Origin of the sequence: Xenorhabdus sp. KJ12.1, assembly GCF_963876495.1 — a bacterium.
Classification (GTDB): Bacteria; Pseudomonadota; Gammaproteobacteria; order Enterobacterales; family Enterobacteriaceae; genus Xenorhabdus; species Xenorhabdus stockiae.
On record NZ_CAWNQH010000083.1, the window covers coordinates 75,289 to 87,086 of the forward strand.

12 protein-coding genes are annotated in these 11,798 nt (G+C 43.4%); 9 read left to right on the top strand and 3 right to left on the bottom strand.

The window, feature by feature from the left end:
* Positions 1–9 precede the first annotated feature (9 nt).
* Entirely contained in the window at positions 10–270 is a 261-nt protein-coding gene (locus tag AACS92_RS14860) for an HPr family phosphocarrier protein (RefSeq protein ID WP_099108775.1), read from the top strand.
* A gap of 30 nt (positions 271–300) precedes the next feature.
* Positions 301–687 carry a cytidine deaminase family protein gene (locus tag AACS92_RS14865; RefSeq protein WP_193756865.1) on the top strand — a complete coding sequence of 129 codons (387 nt, stop codon included), beginning with the start codon at positions 301–303 and terminating at the stop codon, positions 685–687.
* Between the two features lie 96 nt (positions 688–783).
* Here AACS92_RS14865 and exbD read toward each other — a convergent pair whose 3' ends face one another.
* Positions 784–1,209: a TonB system transport protein ExbD gene (exbD, locus tag AACS92_RS14870; protein WP_099108776.1), complete on the bottom strand. Its 426-nt coding sequence runs from the start codon at positions 1,207–1,209 to the stop codon at positions 784–786.
* Between the two features lie 6 nt (positions 1,210–1,215).
* A complete protein-coding gene (gene exbB / locus AACS92_RS14875) occupies positions 1,216–2,247 on the bottom strand; it encodes a tonB-system energizer ExbB (RefSeq protein WP_099108777.1) in 1,032 nt (343 codons plus the stop codon).
* Between the two features lie 543 nt (positions 2,248–2,790).
* Here exbB and metC point away from each other — a divergent pair.
* The 5 genes from metC to AACS92_RS14900 all read left to right on the top strand — a co-directional run bounded on the left by metC (position 2,791) and on the right by AACS92_RS14900 (position 7,732).
* Entirely contained in the window at positions 2,791–3,984 is a 1,194-nt protein-coding gene (gene metC / locus AACS92_RS14880) for a cystathionine beta-lyase (protein ID WP_099108778.1), read from the top strand.
* Between the two features lie 232 nt (positions 3,985–4,216).
* Complete coding sequence (locus tag AACS92_RS14885; protein WP_099108779.1) at positions 4,217–4,888, top strand: DedA family protein; 672 nt, start codon at positions 4,217–4,219, stop codon at positions 4,886–4,888.
* A 244-nt stretch (positions 4,889–5,132) separates the two neighbouring features.
* Positions 5,133–6,293 carry an alcohol dehydrogenase gene (gene yqhD, locus AACS92_RS14890; RefSeq protein WP_099108780.1) on the top strand — a complete coding sequence of 387 codons (1,161 nt, stop codon included), beginning with the start codon at positions 5,133–5,135 and terminating at the stop codon, positions 6,291–6,293.
* A gap of 25 nt (positions 6,294–6,318) precedes the next feature.
* On the top strand, positions 6,319–7,164 hold the full coding sequence (gene dkgA, locus AACS92_RS14895; protein WP_099108781.1) for a 2,5-didehydrogluconate reductase DkgA: 846 nt from the start codon (positions 6,319–6,321) through the stop codon (positions 7,162–7,164).
* A 229-nt stretch (positions 7,165–7,393) separates the two neighbouring features.
* Positions 7,394–7,732, top strand: a complete 339-nt coding sequence (locus tag AACS92_RS14900) for a DUF2007 domain-containing protein (protein WP_241537889.1) — start codon at positions 7,394–7,396, stop codon at positions 7,730–7,732.
* A gap of 711 nt (positions 7,733–8,443) precedes the next feature.
* On the opposite strand, the gene AACS92_RS14905 is transcribed toward AACS92_RS14900, so the two are convergent.
* Positions 8,444–9,100 carry a YtjB family periplasmic protein gene (locus tag AACS92_RS14905; protein WP_099108784.1) on the bottom strand — a complete coding sequence of 219 codons (657 nt, stop codon included), beginning with the start codon at positions 9,098–9,100 and terminating at the stop codon, positions 8,444–8,446.
* Between the two features lie 126 nt (positions 9,101–9,226).
* Here AACS92_RS14905 and serB point away from each other — a divergent pair, with 126 nt between their 5' ends.
* Entirely contained in the window at positions 9,227–10,204 is a 978-nt protein-coding gene (gene serB, locus AACS92_RS14910) for a phosphoserine phosphatase (RefSeq protein ID WP_099108785.1), read from the top strand.
* Between the two features lie 32 nt (positions 10,205–10,236).
* Positions 10,237–11,622: a DNA repair protein RadA gene (radA, locus tag AACS92_RS14915; protein ID WP_099108786.1), complete on the top strand. Its 1,386-nt coding sequence runs from the start codon at positions 10,237–10,239 to the stop codon at positions 11,620–11,622.
* Positions 11,623–11,798: the final 176 nt, after the last annotated feature.

The window sequence follows — 11,798 nt, forward strand, 5'->3', positions numbered from 1 at the left end:
AGTGATCTAATGACTGAATATTCCGTAATAGTCACAGCCCCTTCGGGGCTACATACCCGGCCTTCGGCACAACTCTGTAATTTAGCCAAGACTTATAGTGGCACAGTAGAAATTATCAGAGGAGATAAAGTCGCTAATTTAAAAAGCATGTTCAAAATTATGTCGATGGGAATTAAAAATGGCATGGAAATTATTGTTCGGGTAGAAGGAGAAAACGAAGAGGAAATGGCGAAATCCGTTGTTGATCTTATTCGTAGTATTAAAGAGTAAACTTTATTGTTTATTTATTGGAAATAAATTATGGTCTCTTTTGATGAAATGGAAAGTATTGCACACCAGCTTATTTCTCCGACACAATTAAATAAATATATTAAATATGGTCACGTCGCTGCGGCCATTCAGTGTGAATCCGGCCATATTTATACCGGAGTGAGTATTGATACTTCCTGCTCTATGGGATTTTGTGCAGAGCACGGTGCCATCGCCGATATGATAAAACATGGAGGGAACCGGATAATTAAAGTTATCGCGGTTAATAAATCCGGCGATATTATTCCTCCCTGTGGTCGCTGTCGGGAATTTATCAGCCAGATAAATCGGGAGAATATACACACCGAAGTGAAAGTAAATAAAGAGGTGGTTTTACTATTGGGTGAATTATTGCCGTTTGATTGGAAAAATATGTAAGCATTTTTACTTTTAATTAATGTCAGATAGAAAAACCTGCCCGAATTTATTATTCGGGCAGGTTTTTTTACTCATACAAAATTAATTTTGTAGCGTTTATTTCGCTTCTACCGCTTCCATTCCAACCAGCCCTACTTTGAGGTAACCCGCTTTACGCAGAGAGTCCATGACACTCATCAGAGTTTCATAATCCACGCTTTTATCCGCCTGGAAGAAAATCGTGGTCTCTTTATTGGACTGAGTTGTCTGATCCAAGACTGAAGAGAGCGAGTCACGGTCAACCTGTTGATCACCGACAAATAACTGGCTGTCGGCTTTAACTGTCAGAAAGACCGGTTTCTCCGGCCGTGGCTGTGGCTTAGCTGTGGATGCCGGTAAATCAACCTTGATATCAACGGTTGCCAGTGGTGCGGCCACCATAAAGATGATCAGCAGCACTAACATGACATCAATAAAGGGTGTGACGTTAATCTCGTGTAATTCACCGCTATCGTCCAAATCTTCATTAAGACGTATTGCCATAATTAATTACCTTGCTTCTGCTTTATCAGTTTTTCTGTCAGCCAAATCAAGATCACGACCAAGCAACAAAATTGCCTGTGCCGCAGTATCACCAACCTGCCCACGGTATGATGAAATAACACGGGCAAAAATGTTATAGATAACGACCGCAGGAATTGCAGCGACCAGACCCAGTGCGGTTGCCAGCAGTGCTTCTGCAATACCCGGAGCAACAACGGCAAGGTTAGTGGTTTGTGAATGGGCAATACCAATGAAGCTGTTCATGATCCCCCAGACAGTTCCGAACAGGCCGACAAACGGTGAAATTGCACCGATAGTTGCCAGATAACCGTTTCCACGTCCCATATGGCGGCTGATTGCAGCAACTGCACGCTCCATACGGAATGAAGTGCGCTCTTTTGTACCGTCTTTATCGATACTTTCGGCAGATAAGCTGCGCTCAGTCTGTGCTTCGCTCAGTAACAAGCGGCTAATGCTGTTCTTAGCGAAGTCTGAGGAAATTTTTACTGCCTCATCCAGACTGGCAACATCAGCTAAAGCCAGCTGTTCTTTACGTAAGCGGCGACGCGCTATTAACAGTTCAGAGCCTTTAGAGAAGAAGAGTGCCCATGTAATAATAGAGGCAATCACCAGACCAATCATGACGCTTTTTACGACCGCATCAGCATTCTGATACATACCAAAAACGGAAAGATCCGTTGCAAAACCGCTGGACAGATTTTCTGTTTCTGTCGCCACTGTGGTTTCTACTGCACCAGCTTCTGTTATTTCAGTAACTTCTGTAGTGACTGTTGGCTGTTCTGCCGTCGCTGCCTCGCCCGTTTTCTGCGCTTCACCTTGCTGTGTCTCTGTTTTCACTTCACTAGCCTGTGGAGCCACGGAAGATACCGGTGTTTCCGGCGCTGCTACCTGAGTGGCAGCCTGATTTTCTGGCGCGGTAACCGCTGTAGTTGGTGCAGTATTAGCTGGTGTAGTATCAGCCCATGCTGAACCTGTTAACCCGAATGCCAATAGAATAGAAGCTGTCAAATTACGCATCAGTTAGCCTTACTCTCTTTTTTATAGATTCTGTTACTTAGCAGTGAATCGCTACTCATCTTGCTAATCCTGATATATCTGTCGCCTTTCAAACCGCCTCTTTGTTGGCTGAAGCTCGAAATCGATTAGGTATATGTTTTATCACTTTTTGCCCAGTTTCATGTTTTTCATCACATAAGGGAAAAAGTCCGTTCCAAATGATATCAGACATTGCGCGATTTGATAGTAATTATCATTACTATTTAATAAAAAAAGTGGTAATAAAAAGGGGTTATCCCATCCATTTTTTCTTTTTTACCGTTCTCACTCACCTTGAATTTTTGTCAAGTTGTAAGAATCCCTTTGTAAAAAATCTGACTATTCTTTTAACTTGCTAATGATCATACACAATGGATTTCAAGATGCGTCGCGGCGGCAAGGGAGTTCATCCCCAGGAGCATAGATAACTATGTGACTGGGGTGAACGAGTGCAGCCAACAAAGAGGCAACTTGAAAGACGAAGTGTATATTTAAGCAATCGTGATGAGTCAGGGGGAGGGTTATATGTCAGAAAAAAAATTGGAAACCAGGCTAGTTGAAGTCGGGAGAAAGCGTAAATACACACAGGGAGCGGTTAATCCTATTATCCAGCGTACTTCATCCGTCATTTTCAAGACGGTTGATGATATGAGGCATGCGATAAAAAACAGGGCTAACGGTGAGCTGTTTTACGGGCGGCGTGGCACTCTGACGCATTTTGCTTTTCAGGAAGCAATGGCTGAACTGGAGGGTGGAGTGGGCTGTGCTTTGTATCCTTCGGGTACTGCCGCTATTACCAACAGCATTCTGGCATTTGTAGAAACAGGTGACCATGTTCTGCTAACCGGTACAGCTTATGAACCGACTCAGGAATTTTGCAAAAATATTCTTAAAAAGATGCATATCTCTACTGATTATTTTGATCCTCGACTCGGTGAAGAGATTGCCTCACTCATTCAGCCAAACACAAAAGTCATCTTTCTTGAATCCCCCGGTTCTCTCACTATGGAGGTTCAGGATATTCCCGCTATTGTACAGGCGGCCCGACGGGTTAATCCCGATATCGTTATTATGATCGATAATACCTGGGCTGCGGGTGTTCTTTTCAGAGCACTGGATTTTGGTGTCGATATTTCTATTCAGTCCGCGACAAAATATATTATCGGCCATTCAGATGGCATGCTTGGTACGGCTGTTGCCAATAAACGCTGTTGGGATCAATTACGGGAAAGCTCTTATTTGATGGGGCAGATTGCTGATCCTGATACTGTTTATTCCGCAAATCGAGGGTTACATACTCTGGCTGTCCGCTTAAAGCAACATGAAGAAAGCAGCCTTATCATTGCTAATTGGCTCTCCCAACGCCCCGAAGTCGCTGAGGTTTATCACCCTGCACTGCCTTCCTGTCCCGGTCATGACTATTTCCAACGTGATTTTACTGGTTCCTGCGGGCTGTTTTCTTTTATGTTGAATGTCAGCCTGACTCCCAAGCAGCTCTCTGACTATCTGGATAATATGCAATATTTTAAAATGGCATTTTCCTGGGGAGGATTTGAATCACTCATTCTGGGCATTTCCCCTGAGTCACTCGCAATCCTGCGTAATTATCATTTTCCCCAAAAAACAGGAACGTTAATTCGTGTGCATATCGGGCTGGAAGATCCCCAGGATTTAATAGATGATCTGGATGCTGGCTTCTCCCGCATTACGTTGAGTTAACTGTTTTATTTTTATACTCTTCATTTTACAGGTGCTTCTTTGCTGGCAATTTCCCCCCGCCACCACAACGCATCCTGTAATCCATGATGTGTATATGCTGAATCAAATCAACTATCCTGCTGTCGTTTTGCGGTACACTGGAACACATGGACTTGTATGATTAATTCGATTGTATGACACTGGTTGTACAAAAATTGTCATAAAGATATTGTACCGAAATTACAGGATAAATATGGAAACGTTAAGCGGGATCGTGCAAGCGCTTTGGCAGCATGATTTTACCCTACTCGCCAATCCCGATGTCATCTGGATTATTTATGGTGTTATCTTCGTCACACTGGTATTGGAAAACGGTTTATTGCCTGCCGCATTTCTGCCCGGTGATACTCTTCTGATCCTCACCGGAGCTTTAATTGCCAAAGGTGTCATGGGGTTTGTTCCGACTGTCATATTATTGACGATTGCTGCCAGTCTCGGATGCTGGCTGGGGTATTTGCAGGGGCGCTGGCTGGGACACACCCGAATGATCAAAAACTGGCTAGCCCAGCTTCCGGCAGAGCAGCGCCAACGGGCGAATGTCTTATTTGCCAAACACGGTTTAACGGCATTGTTAATCGGCCGTTTCCTCGCTTTTATCCGTACTCTCCTACCCACCTTCGCAGGTATTTCCGGTCTGAACAGCAAACGCTTTCAATTTTTTAATTGGTTAAGCGGCTTCTTATGGGTCATCATAATTGTGAGTTTTGGCTATGCCCTGAATCAGATACCCTTTGTTAAAGCGCATCAGGATTTGGTCATGAATATTTTGATGATCTTACCTGTTATTCTGTTAATCAGCGGACTAGGTGCTTCGCTATTGATGTACTGGCGTCATAAAAAAGCATCATCACACAAAAACAAATGAGCAAATCGGTTATTTACCGCTGTTCCCAAAATCACACTATTTTTTCTAGCTATTAACTTATCAACAAAAAAATTAAACAATCCGAGTCCACTCAGACAAGCATCATACAGCCAATAATCTGGCATTAAGATACATGATCCTGCATAGAGTGGACTCTATCACTGCAATAAACCAACATAACTCAATAACCGAATGTTAAAACATGGGAAAAGTTTTTGTTATTCAGTCAGTAAGGATTGTTGTTATGCAAAACTTCACACTACACACCCCAACCAAAGTCATTTTCGGTAAAGGACAGATAGCCCAGTTACGCAATGAAATACCTCAGGATGCCAGAATATTGCTACTTTATGGTGGTGGCAGTATTAAGAATAATGGCGTTCTTGCTCAGGTTCATGCTGCACTGGAAGGTTATTCCGTTGACGGATTCGGCGGAATTGAACCAAACCCTGCCTATGAAACACTTATCAAAGCGGTGGAATATATACGCCATCACGATATCAATTATTTACTGGCTGTGGGTGGCGGCTCGGTCATTGATGGCACAAAATTCGTTGCTGCCGCAGTCAATTATTCCCATGAAGATTTATGGGAAATTTTGACAACCAACGGTGAAAATATCACTTCTGCACTTCCGTTCTCATGCGTTCTGACGCTACCCGCCACAGGCTCTGAAACAAATAATATTTCGGTGGTCAGCCGCCTGAAAACACACGATAAGCTGCATTTTGTATCACCTTTTATTTATCCTAAAGTCGCTATTCTCGATCCTGAAGTCACTTATTCCCTTCCTCCCCGCCAAACCGCAAATGGTATTGTTGATGCATTTGTACACACACTGGAGCAATACCTGACTTACCCTGTCAATGCAAAAGTACAGGATCGCTACGCCGAAAGTTTGCTTCTCACATTACTGGAAGAAGGGCCAAAGGTACTCAAAGATCCCAGAGATTATGATGCGCGAGCCAATATTATGTGGACGGCAACTCAGGCCCTCAACGGGCTTGTGGGGGCAGGCGTTCCACAGGACTGGGCAACCCACATGCTGGCACATCAGTTGACAGCTTTTCACAATTTAGATCACGCTCAGACACTGGCGATTATTTTGCCGCATCTCTTACAGGAAAAGCGGGATACTAAACACGCAAAACTTCTGCAATATGCTGAGCGTATCTGGCATTTTACGGAAGGAACGGAAGAACAGCGTATTAATCAGGCAATCCATGCCACTCGTGAATTTTTTGAAAGTCTCGGTGTAAAAACCCATTTCTCTGATTATCAGCTTGATGGCAGCTCTATACCGGGAATGATCCAAAAACTAGAACAGCAGGGTTTGGTTGCTTTAGGTGAACACCAGGATATTACGCTTGAAGTTAGCAAGCGGATTTACGAGGCGTCCATCTGATATTCCAAATCTGGAGGAGGTAAGAATGGGTCAGCAGACAATTATTAAACTCGTTGACGGAAATCTCATGCCGCAATTAGGAATTGGAGTCTGGCAGGCGAGTAATGAACAGGTTGTTAAAGCCATCGATACCGCGCTGAATGTGGGTTATCGTTCTATTGATACAGCCGCGATTTATCACAATGAAACAGGTGTCGGAAAAGCATTGCGGGAAAGTTGTATCCCACGCGAGGAGGTTTTTATCACGACCAAGCTGTGGAATGATCGCCATCAGGATGCAAAAACCGCACTGCAAGAGAGTCTGGATAGATTACAGCTGGAGTATATTGATCTCTTTCTAATTCACTGGCCGGTTCCCCAACAGGATAAATATGTTGAAACATGGAAACAATTTATTGAGTTAAAAGAATCGGGGCTCGTCCGCAGTATCGGGGTATGTAACTTTCATATTGAACATTTGCAGAAACTATTTTCAGAAACAGGCATTGTGCCTGCTATCAATCAAATCGAACTGCATCCCCTGATGCAACAGAGGCAACTGCATTCATGGAATGCCACACACCATATTATCACTGAGTCCTGGAGTCCGTTATCCCGGGGCGGTAAAGGTGTTTTTGATCATCCATTAGTTGAAAGTCTGGCAATTAAATATGATAAAACACCTGCTCAGATTGTTATCCGCTGGCACCTCGACAGTGGCATGATTGCTATTCCTAAATCAGTCACGCCTTCACGCATTAAAGAAAACTTTGATGTTTTTGATTTCAGGCTGGAGAAAGAGGATCTGACTATCATGGCTGGATTGGATATTGGTAAACGCCTTGGCCCCAATCCCGATACTTATAATCTGACAGTCCTCAATTTAGGATGATACTCATATAAAACCACCAAATGATCTGCCTTAATAAACGACGAAATCGTTCCTCCAATCAGGCCTGAATTCTGTTTTATACAGAGTTCAGGCTGTTTAAATATGCTTATATCTGATGTTAAATTATACTTTGGTTAATGGGTACGAATATTGCCTACGGTTTGATTAAGGAGTGCTTATGTGGAACATATCTCCGAAAATAGGGTATATGCAGTATCTGGCAACGTTTATGTCGCCAATAGAAGCTCATATTATTCGGGGCAGAATGCTATCAGAAGGCATCTATGCCCAAATATTAGATGAAGGAGTGGTATGGAATACTTATATGTGCTCCCATGCCTTTGGTGGTGTGAAGCTGCTGGTTCATTATTCTGAGCATCAACGTGCTGAAAAAATACTTTCAGGTATTTATGATAATCAATATTTATTAGACGAAAAAAATGCAGAAATTAAAGACCCGGTTTTAAACCAATCAATCCCCCCTTTATATGAATTAACAAACACGGCATTAGTTATATTATTATTTCTGATATTTGGTATTGCATTACCCTTAAAATTTAATCACTGAATACTAACATTGGATAAAAAAGCAGAATATTCCTATATTCTCGCTGTAAGAATGATAATTAAAAAACTCATTAACATTATAGGAAATATAAATAATAACTATATTTAATATCTATATATAAAGAGAGGTCTATCTTTACCTCATCACTTTAGATAAAGCAAAAATAGATTGCACAGCGGAAAAGGAAAACAAGAGTAATAAAAGGAAAAACGTTTATTTATAGTGATACTCAGAAAACATTTTCATGGTGAAATTTTATAATACCGGAGTAAATGATAATGACTTACATAATAATTTCTTTATTCATGCTTATCCCTTTTTTCTTTTTGATAAAGCACCTTTTATTATCACATCATATTTATCACAATGTTTCAGGCATTATACTGACAATTCTGGCTATTTCTTTTCATATGTATGTTTTTCGTTTTGATCACATTCCGCTGCTTAGTTCAGCTCTACCGCATCACACCATCATTTTTTACGGTTCAATAGCGGCGGCACTGTTACATTGTGTGATTTATTCTATTTGCGTCAAATTGTATTACGATAAATAGCGGTAAGGAACAGCGCTGTGTTTGGCTTCATTTTAGTCAGCAGACCATCTTGCTCAATACAGCACCGTTTCTTTTCTGCCCGGAAAACTATTTCTCAAAGCACTTTTTATTTAAATAGTCTTTATTTAAATAAAGGTAGTTCTGGCACCAATACCAGTTAACGGGCAGATTCATCTCCTTTATTATTTTCATCCGATGATTTGGTTTTGGCAGTCAACAAATAAGGGGATTGCTGCCAACGGCTGGGAGCTAGCTGTAATAAATTATGAGCAAGAATAAAGCCAATCGCCAGAGCTAATAGCAACATGACCCTGAGCAGATTAGTCGTATTATCCACCTGCTTGGCTTCTGTTGCCAACCTGTGTGTATCCAGAGTCAGGCGCAGAAAACCTTTCGGTTTATTTTTTCCCGGTATAGGAACCACAATTTGCTGATTGAAATAACTGCCCGCTTTTTTACCATCCAAAGATAACCGTTCCCGGACAGAAACCAGTTCACCACTCCGCGCAATCTGTATTCCGTTTTCCAGATAAACACTGGCATCGAGAATACGACTTTTATTGGTTAAATAGTTCAGATTATCCATAATCTTTTGATTATTGACTTCCTTGCTGCCATTCTCCATATCAGCAGACAGGCTGAATGCAACCTGTTTTGCCAATGTCCTTGCCAGATCTTCAAACTGATCCATATGGGCCTGTTGTTGTGAACGGCTAAAATAGGATACGCCCTGCATCAACAAGACCAATAATGCTATACATATTAAGATAATTGCGGTTTTGTGCAGTCGAAATTTTAATTTTGCTTTACTCATAGTTATCCCACCTAATGCTCGTTACATTCCATGTTGCCAGATGCAGTAGTGATAAGATAGTTTGAAAAGCATTTTTTGCCTGCCCTATTTATTACATGTTACATGGAATTACAGGAGTCGATATTCATGTCTAACAATCTGGCCTATCGTTACTTACCCGATGAAATCCATAAATGGCCGGGATTACCACTATCTCTCAGTGGAGATGAAGTCATGCCACTGGATTACCGAGCAGGAGACAGAGGCTGGCTGTTGTATGGCCGCAATCTGGATAAACAACGGATCAGTGATTTTCAGCATCGTCTGGGAGTCGCTATTGTTGTTGTTTCCTCATGGCGCATTGATGATTATCAGGTTGTTCGTATCGCCGGCGGCTTGTCGCCGCGTATCAAACGACTGGCGGATGAGTGTTGTCTGGATGTTGTTCCGTTGGGACAGATCCCCCGTCTGCGTTCACCCGGTTTATTAGTCATGGATATGGATTCAACTGCCATTCAGATTGAATGTATTGATGAAATTGCACGACTGGCTGGTGTAGGTGATAAAGTTGCTGAAATTACAGAGCGAGCCATGCAGGGAGAGTTAGATTTCTCAGAAAGCCTGCATCAACGGGTTGCCCAACTGGCTGGCGCTGATGCCGCAATATTGCAGCAAGTCATGGATTCTCTGCCTCTTACATCCGGTTTAACCAGTCTTGTCCGCAAACTACAATCCCTCGACTGGCATGTCGCCATTGCCTCCGGAGGCTTTACTTTCTTCGCTGATACTCTGCGCCAGCAACTACGTCTTTTTGCCTCCGTTGCCAACCAACTTGAAATAAAGGACGGCAAATTAACCGGCAAAATCAAAGGGCCAATCGTTGATGCGAAATATAAAGCCACCACATTAATACGGCTGGCAAAAGAGCTGGATATCCCCCTTAGCCAGACTGTCGCCATAGGCGATGGTGCTAACGATTTGAAAATGATCCGCAAGGCAGGTCTGGGCATTGCCTATCACGCAAAACCAAAAGTATACACGCACGCTAAAGTAGGTATTCGCCATGCGGATCTAATGGGCGTTCTGTGTGTTTTGAGCGGTGGCCTGAAACACGAAGAACGTTAAAAATTATTTTGTGGAAGTATAGGGAGAATAGAGTGGCAAAAGCAGCAAAACGGGCATTTGTCTGTAACGAATGTGGGGCAGATTACCCCCGCTGGCAGGGGCAGTGTACTGCATGTCAGGCATGGAATACCATCACGGAAATCCGTTTAGCCGCGGCGTCCTCTCCCCGCAATGAACGTTTCAGCGGTTACGCAGGGGATGCCGGAGTCAGCAAAGTACAAAAACTTTCTGAAATCAGTCTGGAAGAATTGCCCCGATTTTCTACCGGATTTAAAGAGTTTGACCGCGTACTGGGTGGAGGCGTCGTTCCCGGTAGCGCTATTCTGATCGGCGGTAATCCGGGAGCGGGGAAAAGTACCCTGTTACTGCAAACCATGTGTCTGCTATCTGAACAAATGAAAACCTTATATGTCACCGGTGAGGAATCGTTACAGCAGGTCGCCATGAGAGCACACCGACTAGGCTTGCCGACAGATAAACTGAACATGCTGTCAGAAACAAGTATTGAGCAGATTTGCCTGATTGCCGAGCAAGAGCAGCCTAAGCTGATGGTTATTGACTCCATTCAGGTTATGCATATGGCTGATATTCAGTCTTCTCCCGGCAGTGTGGCACAGGTCAGAGAAACAGCGGCTTATCTGACCCGATTTGCCAAAACCCGGGGAGTTGCAATCATTATGGTCGGCCATGTGACTAAAGATGGCTCTCTGGCAGGCCCGAAAGTACTGGAACACTGTATTGACTGCTCAGTGATGCTGGATGGTGAAGCCGATTCCCGTTTCCGAACTCTCCGCAGCCATAAAAATCGTTTCGGTGCAGTTAATGAGCTGGGTGTATTCGCCATGACTGAACAGGGGCTACGGGAAGTCAATAACCCTTCTGCTATCTTTTTAAGTCGTGGTGATGAAATTACTTCCGGCAGTTCTGTCATGATTGTCTGGGAGGGTACTCGTCCCCTGCTGGTGGAAATTCAGGCACTGGTCGATCACTCTATGATGCCTAATCCACGCCGGGTAGCTGTAGGGCTTGAGCAGAACCGACTGGCAATTTTGCTGGCAATATTGCACAAACATGGTGGTTTGCAAATGGCTGATCAGGATGTCTTTGTTAACGTCGTGGGTGGTGTGAAAGTGACAGAAACCAGCGCCGACCTTGCTTTACTGCTCTCTTTAGTTTCCAGTTTCCGTGACCGCCCTCTGCCCCGTGATTTGGTTGTCTTTGGTGAAGTCGGGCTTGCAGGAGAAATCCGCCCTGTTCCCAGCGGTCAGGAGCGTATTTCAGAAGCGGCTAAACATGGCTTTAAACGAGCAATTGTGCCCTATGCCAATATGTCCAAAAAATCATTGCCTGACATGAAAGTATTCGGCGTTAAAAAATTGTCAGATGCTCTGTCTGTTCTTGATGATCTGGATGATTAATATATACCTCGTCTTTCAAGTTGCCTCTTTGTTGGCTGCACTCGTTCGCCCCAGTCACATAGTTATCTATGTTCCCGGGGATGTACTCCTTTGCCGCCGCGACGCACCTTGAAATCCATTGTGTATAGCCCGATAACCGGCCAGTTTTGTTTTTACCTTTCCCTGTTGGCATGCTA